Origin of the sequence: Streptomyces purpurogeneiscleroticus, assembly GCF_020024005.1 — a bacterium.
Classification (GTDB): domain Bacteria; phylum Actinomycetota; class Actinomycetes; order Streptomycetales; family Streptomycetaceae; genus Streptomyces; species Streptomyces purpurogeneiscleroticus.
The window spans coordinates 15,498-31,649 of sequence record NZ_NHSG01000341.1 but is presented as its reverse complement, the minus strand read 5'-3'; the positions used below and the strand labels follow the sequence as shown (position 1 = coordinate 31,649).

The following is a 16,152-nucleotide window of genomic DNA, read 5'->3' as shown; positions in this document are numbered from 1 at the left end:
GCTCCGGACGTCAGCCCTGGGGTTTCCGCAGGCCGAGGCGATTCTGTACCTCGTTGTTCTCGGACGCGGCCCAGGAGCAGACCTTGTTGAAGCCGCCGACACTGTGCTCCCGGGCGGCATTCAGCAGCCAGAACGCCTGGCGGAGCTGGGCGTCCCGCTCGTGGGGGAGCGGCCGCGAGATGGGGTCCGGGTCGTGCAGGTACTTCGCGGCCAGCGTGATGGCCCGCCCGCGTTCGAACTTCGTCACGATGGATTCGTTGCCGTGCGCTTCCTGCAGCACGCGGCAGGCGTCGAAGCAGTCGTAGGCCCGCCGGGCATGACCGGCCGCCTCCCGCGCGGTGTCGGAGCCCGGTTCCGGTTCGCTGCCGTGCGCCTCCTGATGGCCGGCGATCAGGTCGTCCGCCCGGTGGAGGTAGAGCTTCCCGAGCCCGCTCAGCAGCTTCACGCTGGTGAACTCCGTCAGCAGCAGCTCCCCGAGCAGCTCGGAGGCGAACTGCCCCAGGTCCTCGCCGCCGACGAGCGCCGCCGCCGCACCGGACGGCGGCCGGCCCTCCTGCCCGCTGTTCTGGCGGGGCACCGCGGCACTCTGCCGGCCGCCGGCCGGGGCGGTGCGCTCGACGAGATCGCCGTGGCCGCCGAACAGCTCGCTGAGACGCTGCTGTTCCGAGGAGACCGCGCCGTCCTTGACGGTGATGCGGACCCGGGCGCCGAGCCGGTCGGAGTCCCGGTCCCGGCCGTAGCGGCGGCGGTCCAGGAAGCGCCCGACCGTACCCGCGTAGTCGCCGCCGACGACGGCCTCGAAGGCTTCGTCGACGGGGTCCCAGCGCACCGGCCGGCCCAGCCGGAGCGCGACCCGCTCCCGCAGCACCATGGCCAGCCCGCCGCGGACATTGGGGCTGAACACGGCGTCGAGATGGTCCTGCGCGGCGAGCAGCCGGTCGTGCCAGTCGTGCCGGTGGGCGCGGGTCGCGTACTCCAGGTCGGCGAGGAGCGCCTCGGCGGCGGACAGGTGCGCGCCGCGCCGGATCTCGCCGTTCGGCGCGGTCCGGGCGAGGTACTCGTACAGCTCGACCGCCCTGTCGTAGTTCCACACGTAACGGTGGAGGGCGGCCTCGGCGGCGATCAGCCGGGCGTCGCCGGGCCAGCGGGTCGCGGCGTCGCGGTAGATCGCGAACAGCGGCTCGTTGTCGACCTGCGGGGCCTTGGTCAGAGGGCGCGGGCCGAGCCCCTCCTTCCAGTCCTGCTTGGCCTGCTTGAAGTCCAGGACGCCCGTCCAGCGGCGGTACTCGCGCTCCAGCCGGGACTCCAGGGCGCACAGTTCGATCGAGGGACCGTACCGGTGGAGGTGTGCCTTCAGCTTCTGCCGGCGCTCGCGGTGCAGCGCGTCGATGGGCACCCGCTGCCGACGGGCCTTGAGCCGGAGGAAGTCCTCGCCGGGCACCCGCTTCTGGGCGGCGCCCCGCAGACTCCCCTCCTCCGCCCAGTCGGAGTCGAGACAGGTGATGTCGAGCACGGCATGGGCGTGCGAGTGGCTGTCCTGCTGGGCCAGCCAGCCGCGGACCTCCTTCACGCAGGCCCGCCGGCGCTTCGACGCGGCGTCACCGGCCGGGCCGGTGCGCGGCGTCATCCGCCGGATGTCGAGCACCTGCCGGAGCCAGACCGAGTACGAGAACGTGGTCGGGGCGAGCTCCACCGCCGCGTGGGCGCACTCCGCCGCCCGCTCCAGACGGGAGCGCGCCATGCCGATCCGGTCGTTCTCCCGGAGGGTGTACGAGTGGAAGCCGTACGCCTGCGCCAGGGCGCTGAGGACCTTCGCGGCCTCCTTGTCGTCCGCGGGCGGCGCGCCATCGGCCTCCGCGCGCCGGGCCTCGTCCGCGCGCCGGGCCTCCGGCAGCCGCTCCAGCAGGTCCACGGCTTCCTTGGCGCCGTTCTGCCGCAGCGCCGCATCGACGCAGCGTACGTACAGCTTCCGCAGGAAACGCGCCGCGGGGACGCAGACGGCCGGCGGCCACGACGACCGCTCGCCCCAGCACTCCTCCAGGGTGTCCATGACGAGTGACCGGACCTCGGCCAGCTCCTCGTCGGTCCGGCTCTGCTGGATGACCAGCAGCGTCGCGTCGAACAGCCGCGAGGTCCACAGCGACAGCGGTTCGCCCTCCGCGCGGGCGAGCCGCAGCCCGGCGGCGACGCTGTGCGCGCCGTCGAGCAGTACCCGGCGGCTCTCCCCGGTGTCGGACAGGAGACGGCCGCGCACCCGGGCGATACGGCTGGTGAGCTGGAGCCGCGAGGAGACGCTGCGGGGCGCGTCGTCCTGCGGGAGCAGATCCGTCACCAGGCCGCCGACCTGGTCGACGAGCGCCCCGGCTTCGTCCAGCCGGTCCGCGTCGATCAGCGCGTCGGCCGTGTTGAGCAGCCAGGACACCGCCAGGGTGATGCGCCCGGCCTGGCCGGGGCCGCGGCGGTGCGCCCCGAGCAGCAGTACGTCGACCGCGGCCAGCCGGACATCGAGCAGCCGCGCCCGCAGGCCGAGCCGGTTGCCGGTGAACGCCAGCGACGCGTCCGCCGAGCGCAGCAGGGTGTGCGGTACCTGCTCGGCGTCGCAGCCGGCGAGCGCGGCGGAGACCTCCTCGGCGGCGGCGGTGAACCGCGCGCCCGCCCGCTCGGCCGGACCCTCGGCACGGGCGGCCAGGGTCAGCGACGCCACGGCGTGGTACAGCCGGTAGAGCGCCGCCAGCGAGGTGACGCCCTCCTCGGCTTCCGCCGGCCGCTCCACCGGAAGCGGTTCGGGCCGGACGGGGGCCTGCTCCTCCGCTTCGGCCGGGGGCGCCGCCAGGGGCGCGTCCGACGTCGGGCGGTAGCTGGCGTCACCGGAGGGCGCGAGGACGAGCGGGCGGATGGCCTCGTGCAGCGCCGGCAGCCGCCGGTCGCCCTCGTCCTCGATCCAGCCGAGCGCCGAGCGCAGCCGGAGCCGGTACGCGGCGTCCGCCTCGTCGTCCTTCGGCGCACCGGCCGTGAACAGCGGGAGCGCGGCAGCGGCCAGGCGCCGGTCCAGCTCGGGGAGGTCCAGCTCCTTGGGAACAAGGGTCTGGAGGAGTGCGGGATTGACGAGCGGCCGGCCGGACCGGTTCTCCTCGGCGCGGCTCAGCGCGGCGGACACCAAGTTACGCAGCGCCTGTTCGCTGGCCTGCCCCAGCAGAAGCGCTCCCGCGTCGGTCCGGGAGAGGACGCGCGCGTCCACCAGCCGGTCCAGAGTGTCGCGCGGAAAGCCGACGGCCGGGTCCGCCAGGACCTGCGGGGACAGCGGCAGCTGGTCGGCGAGGGCCCAGACCGCGAGGACCGCGAACGGCTCCGGACCGGCGGGCGCCTCGGGCCCGGCCGCGAGGCAGCAGCCGAGCTCCCACAGAGTCCTGATCATGCTGGGCGCGGTGCCCTCGACCAGGGCAGCGGCCACGTCCGCCGGTTCGGGCGTGCTCGTACCGCGGTCCTTGCGGCGGAGGTAGCCGATCGCGCTCTGGTTCAGTACGCCGGGGAGGCGCAGCCGGGGGTCCTGCACGCAGCGCAGGACATCCGCCCCGTCCACCGTCACGCGTTCGTGCGCCATGAGGGTGGTGAGGAGGTCGGCGGCCTCCTGCTGCCGCAGCTCCTCCAGCAGGACGGGGATCTGGTGGTCGAGCTGCTCCTCGCTGTGGACCGGTTCGTCGAGTTCGACGCGGGAGATGACGATGTTGGCCGTGTGCCGGAAGTACGGGTGCGCGAGCAGCTCGTCCAGCTCGGCGCTGATGCGATCGGAGTCGTACCCGAGGCGCCCGCAGTCGACGACGAGCAGCAGGGTGCGTCCGCGCGCGTGCTCGCGGAGCCGCTCGATGACCAGGTCGCGGCGGGAGCCGCCGTCGGCCTCGGCGTGCTGGGCGACGTCCTGGAGCCCGACCTCCAGCGCGGAGGCCAGGGCCTCCATGACGGGGGACTCGGCACTGGCGTTGATGATCTTCAGTTCCAGCAGCAGCCAGGGCTGTTCCGCCGGCTCGGACTCCTTCACCTCGGGAGCGGCCAGCAGCTGCCGGACGAACGCGGACTTGCCGGCGTAGCGCGGCCCGTAGACCGGGAGGACCGTGCGCTGCCGGAAACGGCCGAGCGCCGCCGCCAGTTCCGTGTCGCGCCCGGTGAAGAGGGCATCGGCGACCGGCCAGGGGGAGAAGCCGTGCGGGCGCGCCTGCTGCACGCCGGCCGGCTGGGGGGCCGCGGCCGGGGGAAAGCTGTACGAAGTGGTGGCCGGTCTGACGTGTTTCCGGTTGCGCAGCCAGGGCTTGTCCGCCCAGGCGGCCGGGGAGTGCTGCGGCTGGAGCTTCGCGCTGTCCACTTCCGGCGTGCGGCTGATGATGTCGCTCACGGCCTCGAAGACCCACTGCACGGAGAGGCTGGGACGCGTCTCCTCGACACCCTTGAAAGATTCGAGCAGGGCCCCGGTGAAGAAGGTGGTGTCGCGGTCGAAATCGGCGCGCGCGAACTGCTCCTCCGCGCACGCGGTGATGACGTGCCACCCGTTCTCGCCGGCGACCGTCGACGCCTCCGCCGGCGTGGCCTTGATGGCACCGCCGGAGAAACAGCAGTCGAGGATGAGCAGCTTGCGCCTGGCGTGCAGGTCTTCCTGGTCGGCCACCGCCCGGAAGATGTCGGCGACCGACACCATGGAGTCCTGCGGGGCCAGCGGGCTTCCGGCGTCGTGCGGCGCGAGGTAGAGCGTGCCGGATCTGTCGTCCTGCTGCGCGTGCCCCACGAAGTAGAGGACGAACAGGCCGTCCGGTTCGGACAGCCGGTACGTCTTGCCGATCGTCGTCAGCATTTGCTGCCGCGTGAGGTTCAGGTGCTGCTGCAGCTCAGCCGGCCCGATGCCCCACAGAAGAGGGTTTTTGAACGCCGCCGCGAGCTTGTTCAGGTTGGTCTCGGCGGCGGGCACGGGTGCCAGCTGGGTCCCCGGGTACTCGGTCCCGCCGATCAGCAGGACGGTGGAGCGGGACGGGTCGACCCGCTCCACGTCCGGGTTCGGCGTGGCGCTCACTGCAGTTCCTTGAGAGCCGCAGCTACGTCCTTCGCCTTCCCCTCAAAGACGATCTCGGTACGGCGCGTGCCGTCGGGGAGGTCGGTCCGGATGGCGTGGACCTTGAGGTCCGCGCGCTTCGGCTGCCCCAGCCGCTGCGACGCGTACTCGTACAGGGCCTGGAGGAAGACGGGGAGCAGGACGTTCTCCCCGATGAACTGGAGCACCTCGATGGCGCCGAGGGCGCCCCGCTCCGGCTCGCTGACGGTGCGCACCGTCCGGACGCCCTGCGCCTTGAGCTTGTTCTTCACCGCGCGTTCGAGGCTCCCGAGCTCATCCGCCCGACCACCCTCGATGCTCACCACGATGTCCATGTGTCCCCCCGAGAACCAGTGCCTGACGGGCACCAACCGTCAAGGAGACCTACTTTAACGCCAGTTCAACCAAAAGAGATCACCTCGTGGCATGCGCGGAGGCCGCGGCTCAGTGCTCGTTGATTTTCGCCAGGCGGAAGGGACCGGCGGCGCCGGGGCCGAATATCACCGGCAGGTCGTGGCCCTGCGGTACCACGACGAGCGGTTCGTCGCGGTACTCCTTCAGGAATCGCTCCAGTGGCTCCCAGATGAGGCTCTGGTAGCCGGACTCGCTCCGCTGGTGTTCGAAGGACAGGGTCAGTGCAGAGTCCATGACGGTGACGCTCACGCAGTTCACCTCCAGCCATGCACCCCCGATCCAGGCTTCAAGCCGCACGTAGGACATGGCGCACAGCCTGCCTCGTCCGGCAACCGCCCGCAATCAGCCACGGCGGGTCCCCGACGCGTGTGCGAAGGGTGACGGCTCTCCGGTACGTGCATCCATCGCTGCGGCTCGTGCGTCTCATGAGTGAGCGGCACTCTCATGTGACCGCACGGCAGGGTAATGGAGTACACGACTTGAAAAACGGCATCAACGGCATGCGTCGCGTGTCCGCGGTCCTCGTGACCACGGGAGCCGTCCTGGCGGCCGGAGCGTTCGCCGCTCCGGCGCAGGCCGCCACGCTCAAGACGCCCACGATCACCGCCAAGGGCGGGTTCGTGATGAACAACGGCACGGCGAAGAGCCTGTTCACCAAGGCCGCGGACACCCGGCTCTCCACCGGGTCCACTACGAAGATCATGACCGCCCGGGTGGTGCTCGCACAGCCGAACCTCAACCTGGATTCCAAGGTCACGATCCAGAAGGCGTACAGCGACTACATCGTCGACAACAACTGGGCCTCGTCGGCCCGGCTGATCGTCGGCGACAAGGTAACGGTCCGTCAGCTGCTGTACGGGCTGATGCTGCCGTCCGGCTGCGACGCCGCGTACGCACTGGCCGACAAGTTCGGCAGCGGTTCCACGCGGGCCGCGCGCGTGAAGTCCTTCATCGGCAAGATGAACTCGACGGCGCAGAGCCTCGGGCTGAAGAACACGCACTTCGATTCGTTCGACGGCATCGGCAAGGGCGCGAACTACTCCACGCCGCGCGATCTGACCAAGATCGCCAGCAGCGCGATGAAGTACTCGACGTTCCGGACGGTCGTGAAGACGAAGTCCACCAAGCAGAAGGTCACGACCAAGAGCGGTGGCTACCGCTACATGAACTGGTCCAACACCAACAACCTGCTGGGCAGTTACTCGGGCACCATCGGCGTCAAGACCGGCTCCGGCCCGGAGGCCAAGTACTGCCTGGTCTTCGCCGCCACCCGCAGCGGCAAGACGGTCATCGGCACCGTCCTCGCGTCCTCCTCGGTGGCCAACCGCACCGCGGACGCGAAGAAGCTGATGGATTACGGATTCAAGAAGTAGTACGCACTGCATGTGCAGTACGCGTGCGGCACGGCCGGGCCGGTGTCGGGGAGTCCCCGGCGCCGGCCCGGCGCTGTGCGGGGTGCCGCTGTGCGGAGCTTCGCCGTGGCGGGCGTCGCTGTGGCGGGCGTCGCGTCAGGCCGCGGCGGCGCCGTCGCGTACCGGGACGTGGCCGAGGGTACGGGCGCGCAGCCGGGCGTAGCCGGGGCGGATGACCTCGTTGATGAGCGCTGCACGCTCGTCGAAGGGCAGGAAGGCCGCCTTGGCCGCGTTGACGGTGAACTCCTCCAGCTCCGCCGGGCCGTAGCCGAACGCGGTGGCCAGGTGCTGGAACTCCTGGGTCATCGTGGTGCCGCTGACCAGCCGGTTGTCCGTGTTGAGGCAGACGCGGAAGCCGAGCCGGCGGAGCAGGTCGATGGGGTGCCCGGGGTAGCTCGTCGCGGCGCCGGTCTGCAGGTTGGAGGTCGGGCAGACCTCCAGGGCGATCCGCATGTCGCGTACGTAGGAGGCGAGACGGCCGAGGCGGACCGAGCCGTCGGCGGCGATCTCGATGTCGTCCGTGATGCGCACGCCGTGGCCGATGCGGTGGGCGCCGCAGCGCAGTACGGCCTCCCGGATGGACTCCATGCCGACGGCTTCACCGGCGTGCACGGTCACCCGGGCGCCCTCGCTGCGGAGGTGGTCGAACGCCGCGGCGTGACGGCTCGCCGGGTTGCCGATCTCGCCGCCCGCGATGTCGAAGCCGGCCACGCCGCGGTCGCGGTGGGCGACGGCCAGCTCGGCGATCTCCAACGCGCGGTCGGCGTGCCGCATGGCGCACAGCAGCGTGCCGACGCGGATGTACCGGCCGGCGGCCGCGGCCCGGCGCTCGCCCTCGCGGAAGCCGGCGTTGACCGCGTCAACGACCTCGTCCAGCGTGAGGCCGGCGTTGAGGTGCTGCTCGGGGGCGAAGCGGACCTCGGCGTAGACCACGCCGTCGGCGGCCAGGTCCTCGGCGCACTCGGCGGCGATGCGGAAGAGCGCGGGCGCGGTCTGCATCACGGCGCAGGTGTGCGCGAACGTCTCCAGGTAGCGCTCCAGCGAACCGGAGTCCGCGGCGTCCCGGAACCACTCGCCCAGTGCGGCGGGATCGGTGGTGGGCAGCGCGTCGTATCCGGCCTCCGCGGCCAGTTCCACGACGGTCTGCGGGCGCAGGCCGCCGTCGAGGTGGTCGTGCAGCAGGATCTTGGGAGCCCGGCGGACCAGATCCTCGTCGAGGGGGTGCGTGGGGACGTGGGGCAGTGCGTGGGTGTACTTGTCAGACAGCGTCATGGGGTCGGAGTATGACACGGCTTTCCGCGTGCGGGCGACCGCGTCTCATGAGCGGGGCCCGGGGCGGCAGGTGCGCTGCCGTCCCCGGGCCCGTGAGTGCGCCCGCCGCCCCGGCCGGTCAGCGGGCCTGCCACACCGGGAGGGCCGGTGCGCCCGGCGGCAGCATGTGCTTGGCCGCGAGCAGCGGGATGCGGTCCAGCCGTACGACCTGGATGACCAGGACGGCGGGGGAGTCGGCGGGGCGGCCGAGCTGCTCGCCGCGCTGGCGGCCGAGCGTGGTGGCCACGATCGTGCTGCTGCCCGTCAGCGGCAGCGCGCGCCCGGCCTCCAGCAGCAGCCGCAGCATGGACGAGTGCTTCGCGGCGGGCCCGTCGAACGCCTCCACCGCCTCCGGCAGCAGCTCGGCCAGCGTCTCGTCCCGGGCCGCCCACTCCTGGGTGAGGCAGGCCGGCAGGCCGCCGACTTCGATCAGGCTCTCCCAGAAGCGCACCCGGCTGGTGCCCGGCAGCAGCAGGTGCTGGGTGGAGAAGTCGGTCGGCTCCTCGTAGGCGCGGGCCAGTGCCGTGGTCACCGCCTGTCCGCCCTCGCTGAGCAGCTGTTCCACCGGCTTGAGGTACTCGAAGCCGCGCGGCGGGAGGTGCGGGCTGACCGTGCGGCCCACCCCGCGCCGTACGGTGATCGCGCCGTCCTCCTGCAGCAGGATCAGCGCCTCGCGCAGGGCGGGACGGCTGACCCCCAGCTCGGCGGCGAGCCGCGGTTCGGTCGGCAGTGTGGAGCCCGGGGGGTAGGTGCCGTCCCGTATGGCCTCGACCATCCGCTCGTACAGCGCGACGACCGGCCGCCGTCGTGGCGGCGGGGGTTGTCTGCCGGCCATGTTCATCTCCCTGGGGCCGTGGTCCGACGTCGTCACCCGTCATGGGTGGCGGCCCGCGCGCTCGCGAGGCCGCGCGGCCCCCAGTTTCGCACCGCGGTGAGCGGCCGTACGCAGCGCGAAGAGGGGCGGCGGCAACCGCGGTGCCGTCGGTGGCGATCTCCAGGCGAACTCTTGACACCCCCTGGAACGCGGGGTAGACCAGAGCGCACGACGCGTTCCTGTCTGACAAGTGACGCCGAACGAGCGTCGACGATGCCGGTCCATCGCATGACGGGCGCCCCCCTGCAGCGCGCCGTGATCCGGCCGCGCCCGTGTCCGGCGCCCGCACGTAAGCCCCGCCCCCTCTGCCCCAGGAGCCGTCATGTCCCTCAGGTACCGCGAGCGCACGCGCCCAGCGCCGCCCGCCACTCCGCGGCTGCTGCTGCCCGCACTGGTGCTGGCCGTCCTCGGCTACCAGATCAACGCCACCATGCTCAGCCCCGCGCTGCCCGACATCGCCCGCCGGCTGGACACCTCCAGCAGCCTGGTCGGCCTGTCGCAGACGCTGTTCTTCCTGCTCGCCGCCGTCGGGCAGGTCACCCTCGCGCGCCTCAGCGACTACCGCGGGCGCAAGCCCGTGATGCTGCTGTGCGGCGTGCTGCTGATCATCGGCAACCTCGCCTGCGCCCTGGCGCCCGACATCTCCGTCTACCTCGCCGGGCGGATCCTCCAGGGCGTCTCGGCCGCCATGTTCTCGCTCTCCTTCCTGACCCTCAACGATCTGCTCTCGCCCGCCGCCTTCGGCCGCGCGGCCGGCATCATCAGCGCCGTCAACGGCGGTTTCGCGGGTATCGACGCCATCGTCGGCGGTCAGCTCGCCGACACCGTCGGCTTCCGTGCGATCTTCCTCGGCGGCCTGGTGCTGTCGGTGGTGGGAACCCTGGCGGTGGCCCGGTACGTACCGGCCGTGCCGCCGAAGGCCACCGGCACCATGGACTGGCTGGGCGCGGGACTCCTCGCGCTGGGCCTGTCCGGGGTCCTGATCGGCCTGGCGCAGGGCGCCGGCTGGGGCTGGACCTCGCCGGCCACGCTCGGCTGCGTACTGGGCGGACTGGCCGCGCTGGCGGCGTTCGTCCTCGTACAGCGGTCCCGCTCGGCGGGCGGTGCCGGTAACGGCGCGGACTCCGGTACGGGCGCCGCGCGCGCCCGCATCACCCCCGTCATCGACATCCGGCTGCTCGCCTCGCGCCGGGCCTGGCCGCTGCTGCTGACCGTGACGCTGACCCTCGCGGGCGCCTTCGGCGCGCTCGCGCTGACGATCCCGCTCTTCACGCAGGACCCGCTTGCCGGTTACGGGCTCTCCGCCACCCGGTCCGCGCTGCTGTACTCGACGCCCGCCGCGGCGATCGGCGTGATCGGTGCACCGCTCGCGGGGTACTTCGGGCCGCGCATCGGATGGCGCCGCGTCGCGCTGATCGGCTCGGCCGGCTCGCTGCTCGCCTTCGCCGTCGCCGTGCCGTTCAGGTCCGAGCCCTGGGTGCTCTTCGGCGCGCTCGCCGTGCTGGGGCTGACGTACAACGGCATCAGCATCACCGCGCTCAACGGACTCGCCGTCGTCTCCGCGCCCAAGGACCAGCAGGGCGCCCTCACCGGTCTGACCGGCGCCTGCTTCGGCGTCGGCGCCTCCCTCGGCACCGCCCTGGCCTCCGGCCTGATCACCTCGGCCGGCACCGACGGGGTCACCGGCGCCGCCGCCTACACCGGCGCCTTCGTCGCAGCCCTCGCCCTGCTGGCCCTCGCCATGGCAAGCGCCCTGGCCATCAGGCGGGTACCGGAGGGAGAGGAGGCCGGTGCCGCCCGTACGGAGCGCGCGCCCGCCGTCCATATGTGATCCGTCCCCCCACGCGGTCCCGCCGGGCGGTCTGCGAATGTGTGCCCATGGCACTCCCCGCAGTCATCGGTGTCGACATCGGCACCTCCAGCAGCAAGGGCGTCCTGGTCGCACTGGACGGCACACTGCTGCGCTCGGCGGTCCGCGCACACACCGTCGCCCGGCCGGCCCCCGGACACGTCGAGATGGCCGCCGACGTCTGGTGGACGGAGTTCGTCTCGCTCGTCCGCGAACTGACCGCGGACGGCGAGGCGGACGTGCGCGCCGTCGGCGTCAGCGGCATGGGCCCGTGCGTCCTGCTCACCGACGCCGACGACGTACCGCTGCGCCCCGCGATCCTGTACGGCGTCGACACCCGCGCCACCGAGCAGATCGACCGGCTCGAACACCGCCTCGGCGCCGACGAGATCAGGGCCCGCTGCGGCTCGGGCCTCAGCAGCCAGGCGGCCGGCGCGAAGATCGCCTGGGTCGCGGACGAGGAGCCCGAGCTCTTCGCCCGCGCCCGCCGCCTCTACATGCCCAGCTCCTGGCTGGTCCGCAAGCTCACCGGCAGCTATGTCCTGGACCACCACTCCGCGAGCCAGACCACCCCGCTGTACGACACCGTCGCCCGCTCCTGGTACGCCCCGTGGGCCGGACTGATCTGCCCGGACCTCGAACTGCCGCCGCTGCGCTGGTCCGGCGAGGCCGCCGGTACGGTCACCGCCGAGGCCGCCCGGCTGACCGGACTGCCCGCAGGCGTCCCCGTCATCACCGGCACGGTCGACGCCTGGGCCGAGGCATTGAGCGTCGGCGCGCACACCGTCGGCGACCTGATGCTCATGTACGGCACGACGATGTTCCTTATCCACACCGTGCCCGGGCTGCTGACCGCGCCCGCGCTGTGGAGCACGGTCGGTGCGCTGCCGGGCACCCGCAACCTCGCCGGTGGCATGGCCACCTCCGGCGCCGTGACGGCCTGGCTGCGCGAGTTGACCGGCGCACCGGACTACGCCGACCTGCTGCGGGAGGCGGAGGCGTCCGGCCCCGGCGCCAACGGGCTGCTGATGCTGCCGTACTTCGCGGGCGAACGCACCCCCGTCATGGACCCGCAGGCCCGCGGCGTCATCGCCGGCCTCACCCTCTCCCACACCCGCGGCGACCTCTACCGCGCCGCTCTGGAGGCCACCGCGTACGGCGTCCGGCACAACATCGAGGCCATCGAGGCCGTCGGCGGCGACATCCGGCGGGTCGTCGCGGTCGGCGGCGGCACCCAGGGGCGGTTGTGGACCCAGGTCGTCTCCGACGTCACGGGCAGGCCGCAGGAGGTGCGCACCACCTCCATCGGCGCCAGTTACGGCGGCGCGCTGCTCGCCGCCCGGCTGCTCGGCGACGCCTCGGTCGACGCCTGGAACCCGGTACAGGAAACCGTCGTACCGCAGCCCGGGACCGCCGCCCGCTACGAGGAGCTGTACGGCCTGTACCGCGACCTCTACCCGGCCTCGGCGGACGTCGTGCACGCCCTCGCGGCGCACCAGAACCGCTGACCGGAAGCGCTGACGCGACCCCCTGATCAGCCCGCTGACCAGCCCGTTGCCGTACGGGAAATCGTGGGCATGGGGACACGGGTGACGGGTAGTCGGGGGGTGGTGAACGCTACGCCTGCGGACGGCTGATTCCGCAGAGGGAAGGAGCCCGCCATGCTGATGGCCCACTCCGTGATGCTGCGCAATCTCATCGACCAGTACGAGGCGCTGGAGCTGCTGAGTGCGGAACGCGGCAGCGACGAGGTGCGCCAGCGGATGGACGACCTCGCGTACCTGCTGTGCATCTCCACCGGCACGGCCGATGTGGACAGCGCGCTGGTCGCCGCCCGGCACCGGCTGCCCGGCGCCCGTATGGAGGACGACTCCCTGCTCACCGCGTGACCCCGGCGGGGCGGTGCCCCGCGGGTGCGGTACGGCCGTGGTAGATGTTGCGTGCCCCGCGCCGTGGACAGGAGAGGCGTATGACCGAGCAGAATCCGGACCCGGACCCGCGGCGTACCCCGGGCCTGGAGCCCGGCGGCGGCGTGCCGCCGGGCGAGACACCGCCCGCCGAGGGCAGCACGCCCTGGGCCGGCCCGCAGGAGACCTACAACCCGCCGAAGGGCTGGGGCAAGGGTCCGCTGATCGCCATCGGCATCGTGGTCCTGCTCTGCGTCGTCTTCTTCTTCGCCTTCGCGTTTCTGGTGTGAGGTGCCCGATGCGGCCCGGGCGGCCGCTCGCTCAGGGGTAGGAGAGCACCGTTGACGGCACGGTGTCGCTGCCCGACGTGGCGGCCCCCGTGTCGTTGATGACGTGCTCGAACTGGCCGTGGCCGCTCAGTGAGACGACGAGCAGGTCGTGGAACTTCACGCCGGGCGTGCGCGGCGCCGCGAAGCCGTGGTCCTGGCGGATCGTCGGGTCCACGTTGTAGTAGCAGTAGCTGCCCATGCCCCAGCCCTCGTGCGTGGTGACCGAGTCGGCGACCTTGTACGCGGCGAAGCCCTTGGTGCTGCCGTTCTGGATCGCGGCCTGGTTCGGCGCGTCGTACGCCTTCTCGTTCTGGAAGAAGATCGTGCGGCCGCGCTCGCCGCGCCACTCCACGTCGTACTTGTTGAAATGTTCTACGAAGAGGCCGGTGGCGAGGACGTCGGCGCCGTTGACGCGGACGCCGTAGTCGGCGCGGTTGGTCTCCCAGCCGACGCCGTCGCCGTGGTCGGCGCGCCAGACCCAGGTGTGGTCGACGATCGTGTGGTTGCTGTTGATCACCATGCTGGTGGTGGCCCTGCCGGCGCCCGCGCCGCCGATCCGGATGAAGACGTCCTGGACGGTGGTCGGGTTGGCGGCGTGGTCCGCCGATGCGCCCTCGGGGCCGACCTCCAGCAGGGTAGCGGAGTTGGCCGGCCCGGCGTCGATGAGGAAGCCGGCCAGCCGCACGCCGTCCACGTCGGCGACCTTCAGGGCCGTCACGCCGTTGTCCGGGATGAGCGTGGCGTAGCCCAGGCCCAGGACGACCGTGTTGGCGCGCTTGACCTCGACGGTCCGGTCGACGTGGTGGATCCCGGGCGTGAGCAGCAGGTTCAGGCCCTGGTCCAGCGCCTGGTTCATGGTGGCCGCGCCGGTCCCGGGCTTGACCACGTAGAACTGGCTCAGCGGCAGGGACGTGCCGCGCGGGGTGCCGCTGCCCCAGGTGGTGCCGCGCGCGTTCGTGCGCTTCTCGGGGAGGAAGACCCGGTACGCGTCGCCGTCCAGGTAGAGGAAGGGCTTCTCGCGGGAGACCGGGGTGGTGTCCAGGGTGGTGTACGGTGGGTCGGGGAAGCTCTGCGCCGGGGCGCCCTCGACGCCGGAGAAGACCATGTTCCAGACCGCGTTGGTCCAGCCGCCCACCGAGCTGTCGCGGGTGTACCACTGCTGTTGCGAGTACGGCCCTACGGTCCCGTCGATGCGGCTGTCGGCGATGTAGCCGCCGCTGGCCCAGCCGTAGCCGTCGGGCGCGAGGTTCAGCCCGCCGCGTATGTGCATCCGGCGGAACGGCGCGGCCTGGGCGACCGCCCAGCGGTTGGTGCCGTTGACGGGGGTGAGGGCGAGGTTCTCGGCCGAGCGCCAGAAGTTCTGCGTCGCGTTGCCGTCGAACCAGCCCGCGTCCACGGTCACATCGCCGTTGATGGACGTGTCGTCGGGGGAGAGGCCGAGGCCGGCGATGGAGGTGTAGAAGCCGAGCTGCGCATTGAGGCCGTGGTACGTGCCCGGCTTGAAGAGCAGCGCGTACCGGCCGGCGCCGAACTGCGCGCGCTCCTGCTGCCGGAAGATCTCGTCCAGCTTGCCCTGGATGTCGGGCGTGGACGGGTCGAAGACGAGGACGTTCGGGCCGAGGTCGCCGCCGCCGGGGAGGTCGGCGGCGGGTGCCGCGGGCGTGGCCGGGGCGGCGGAGGCGGTGGTGGTGAGGGCCGGGAGGCCGGCCGCGGGGAGCGCGGCGGCCATGGCGGCCAGGACGGAGCGGCGTGCGGGCATGGCGACTCTCCTGCTTCAGGAACTGAACGGTGGGGTTTCCTGGGAGCGCTCTCTTGCCCGACGAATGTTCAGTGCGTAGGGACATACCGTCAAGAGGTACGGACCAACTCGCGTGCAACCGGGGGAGTTTGCCGGCTGTGTATTCGTAGGTTGGCGGCGGTGCCGTTCGTGGCTGATCACGCGACGGAGCCGGCCGCTGTGGGGCGGCCGGCTCCGTCTGCGCGAGCGGTGCGCTGCTACTCCTTGCCCACCTCCCGGTTCACCGCGGCGGGCGAGTCGTAGTCGGACTCGGGCAGCTTCTGCAGCGCGCCCATGATGTCCTTGCTCGCGCCGTGCTGCTCGGCCTGCCGGACGATGTCGTCCTTGGAGGCCGGGTAGTTGACGCCGCCGAGGCACTTCTGCATTTCGATGGGGTCCACGTTCTTCTCCATACGCTGGGGGTACCCCGGGGCCTGCTTCCCGCGGCGTGCAGACGCCATTGTTCGCCCCGATGGAGCAGGAATTCAGGCCGCTGTATACGTGGCTACGAGGACATCGCGGCGGGCGGGCCGGCCGGCGTCCACCGGCCGAATGGGGGAGACCTCGTGCAAGGTGCTGCGGTCGTCGGAGAGCAGCAGGGCCGCCGGTTCCCGCAGCGTCGCCGACAGCACCTCGCGGCCGTCCGTCGCGTACACGGTGCTCTGCCCGCCGGTGGCGTTCTCCCGGCCGATGAGCAGCGAGGTCACCAGCGTCACACCGTCCCGGTGGCGGCCCTCGGGAGTGGGCTGCCCCGCACTGTCGGCGGCGGCGCTCACCCGGAACGGATGCACTTTGACCCGCCACCGCTCCGGCCTCGCCAGCGCGTCCGCCGCCTTTCCCAGCAATTCCAGCAGCGCATGCAGGACGGGGTCGGCGAGAAAAGCGTCGGTCAGCGGGTCGAAATGGCGGTCCTGCGCTTCGTAGAGATGATTGGTGCGGTCCGGCTGCAGGAAAGGCGTATGGGGCTGCAGCGTCCGTTCACCGGATTTCCGATCGATGGTGAAATGGCCGTACCGGCGCAGCCTGCGGGTGCCGCGGGACGCCGCGTAGGGGTCCGGTGACAGGTCTTCCCAGTGCGCGGCGAACCGCGCCCAGCCGTCGGCCCCGCCCGGCAGCGCGGCCTGTACGGCGGCGGGGGGCATGAGGTGGGCGCCGGTGGCGGTCAGTGCGGTACGGGCGGCCTCGATGTGGTCCATACGGTCCAT

The 16,152-nt window shown here is 72.1% G+C and carries 13 protein-coding genes; 5 read left to right on the top strand and 8 right to left on the bottom strand.

Annotation, left to right across the window (positions count from 1 at the left end; all coding sequences use genetic code 11):
• Positions 1 to 10: 10 nt before the first annotated feature.
• The 3 genes from CCS38_RS22845 to CCS38_RS22835 all read right to left on the bottom strand — a co-directional run bounded on the left by CCS38_RS22845 (position 11) and on the right by CCS38_RS22835 (position 5,737).
• Positions 11 to 5,056, bottom strand: coding sequence for a caspase family protein (locus CCS38_RS22845; RefSeq protein WP_223735182.1), 5,046 nt, complete (start codon positions 5,054 to 5,056; stop codon positions 11 to 13).
• Positions 5,053 to 5,409, bottom strand: coding sequence for an effector-associated constant component EACC1 (locus CCS38_RS22840; RefSeq protein WP_223735181.1), 357 nt, complete (start codon positions 5,407 to 5,409; stop codon positions 5,053 to 5,055). Before CCS38_RS22840 ends, CCS38_RS22845 begins: the two co-directional genes overlap by 4 nt.
• 109 nt (positions 5,410 to 5,518) lie before the next feature.
• A complete protein-coding gene (locus CCS38_RS22835; RefSeq protein WP_223735180.1) occupies positions 5,519 to 5,737 on the bottom strand; it encodes a hypothetical protein in 219 nt (72 codons plus the stop codon).
• A gap of 230 nt (positions 5,738 to 5,967) precedes the next feature.
• Here CCS38_RS22835 and CCS38_RS22830 point away from each other — a divergent pair, with 230 nt between their 5' ends.
• A complete protein-coding gene (locus CCS38_RS22830) occupies positions 5,968 to 6,861 on the top strand; it encodes a D-alanyl-D-alanine carboxypeptidase family protein (protein WP_223735179.1) in 894 nt (297 codons plus the stop codon).
• A 135-nt stretch (positions 6,862 to 6,996) separates the two neighbouring features.
• On the opposite strand, the gene CCS38_RS22825 is transcribed toward CCS38_RS22830, so the two are convergent.
• Both CCS38_RS22825 and CCS38_RS22820 read right to left on the bottom strand, forming a co-directional pair.
• A complete protein-coding gene (locus CCS38_RS22825; RefSeq protein ID WP_223735178.1) occupies positions 6,997 to 8,172 on the bottom strand; it encodes an adenosine deaminase in 1,176 nt (391 codons plus the stop codon).
• Positions 8,173 to 8,290: 118 nt separating this feature from the next.
• On the bottom strand, positions 8,291 to 9,052 hold the full coding sequence (locus tag CCS38_RS22820; protein ID WP_223735194.1) for a GntR family transcriptional regulator: 762 nt from the start codon (positions 9,050 to 9,052) through the stop codon (positions 8,291 to 8,293).
• A gap of 355 nt (positions 9,053 to 9,407) precedes the next feature.
• On the opposite strand from CCS38_RS22820, the gene CCS38_RS22815 reads away from it, so the two are divergent.
• The 4 genes from CCS38_RS22815 to CCS38_RS22800 all read left to right on the top strand — a co-directional run bounded on the left by CCS38_RS22815 (position 9,408) and on the right by CCS38_RS22800 (position 13,131).
• Positions 9,408 to 10,916, top strand: coding sequence for an MFS transporter (locus tag CCS38_RS22815; RefSeq protein WP_223735177.1), 1,509 nt, complete (start codon positions 9,408 to 9,410; stop codon positions 10,914 to 10,916).
• A gap of 47 nt (positions 10,917 to 10,963) precedes the next feature.
• Positions 10,964 to 12,442, top strand: coding sequence for an FGGY-family carbohydrate kinase (locus CCS38_RS22810; protein ID WP_223735176.1), 1,479 nt, complete (start codon positions 10,964 to 10,966; stop codon positions 12,440 to 12,442).
• Between the two features lie 153 nt (positions 12,443 to 12,595).
• The gene (locus CCS38_RS22805; protein ID WP_223735175.1) at positions 12,596 to 12,823 is read left to right on the top strand and encodes a DUF5133 domain-containing protein; all 228 of its coding nucleotides are present in this window, start codon (positions 12,596 to 12,598) and stop codon (positions 12,821 to 12,823) included.
• Positions 12,824 to 12,903: 80 nt separating this feature from the next.
• Entirely contained in the window at positions 12,904 to 13,131 is a 228-nt protein-coding gene (locus CCS38_RS22800) for a DUF6480 family protein (RefSeq protein ID WP_030251401.1), read from the top strand.
• A 31-nt stretch (positions 13,132 to 13,162) separates the two neighbouring features.
• Here the strand turns inward: CCS38_RS22800 and CCS38_RS22795 are convergent, their stop codons facing one another.
• From CCS38_RS22795 to CCS38_RS22785, 3 genes are all read right to left on the bottom strand, one after another.
• A complete protein-coding gene (locus tag CCS38_RS22795; protein ID WP_223735174.1) occupies positions 13,163 to 14,929 on the bottom strand; it encodes a pectate lyase-like domain-containing protein in 1,767 nt (588 codons plus the stop codon).
• Between the two features lie 236 nt (positions 14,930 to 15,165).
• Positions 15,166 to 15,360, bottom strand: a complete 195-nt coding sequence (locus CCS38_RS22790; protein WP_223735173.1) for a DUF2795 domain-containing protein — start codon at positions 15,358 to 15,360, stop codon at positions 15,166 to 15,168.
• A 72-nt stretch (positions 15,361 to 15,432) separates the two neighbouring features.
• Entirely contained in the window at positions 15,433 to 16,152 is a 720-nt protein-coding gene (locus CCS38_RS22785; RefSeq protein ID WP_223735172.1) for a 2OG-Fe dioxygenase family protein, read from the bottom strand.

Coding starts and splice junctions, on each gene's coding strand:
- CCS38_RS22840 (WP_223735181.1), bottom strand. CDS start 5,409: ATGGACATCGTGGTGAGCATCGAGGGTGGTCGGGCGGATGAGCTCGGG.
- CCS38_RS22825 (WP_223735178.1), bottom strand. CDS start 8,172: ATGACGCTGTCTGACAAGTACACCCACGCACTGCCCCACGTCCCCACG.
- CCS38_RS22820 (WP_223735194.1), bottom strand. CDS start 9,052: ATGAACATGGCCGGCAGACAACCCCCGCCGCCACGACGGCGGCCGGTC.
- CCS38_RS22815 (WP_223735177.1), top strand. CDS start 9,408: ATGTCCCTCAGGTACCGCGAGCGCACGCGCCCAGCGCCGCCCGCCACT.
- CCS38_RS22810 (WP_223735176.1), top strand. CDS start 10,964: ATGGCACTCCCCGCAGTCATCGGTGTCGACATCGGCACCTCCAGCAGC.
- CCS38_RS22805 (WP_223735175.1), top strand. CDS start 12,596: ATGCTGATGGCCCACTCCGTGATGCTGCGCAATCTCATCGACCAGTAC.
- CCS38_RS22800 (WP_030251401.1), top strand. CDS start 12,904: ATGACCGAGCAGAATCCGGACCCGGACCCGCGGCGTACCCCGGGCCTG.
- CCS38_RS22795 (WP_223735174.1), bottom strand. CDS start 14,929: ATGCCCGCACGCCGCTCCGTCCTGGCCGCCATGGCCGCCGCGCTCCCC.
- CCS38_RS22790 (WP_223735173.1), bottom strand. CDS start 15,360: ATGGAGAAGAACGTGGACCCCATCGAAATGCAGAAGTGCCTCGGCGGC.
- CCS38_RS22785 (WP_223735172.1), bottom strand. CDS start 16,152: ATGGACCGTATGGACCACATCGAGGCCGCCCGTACCGCACTGACCGCC.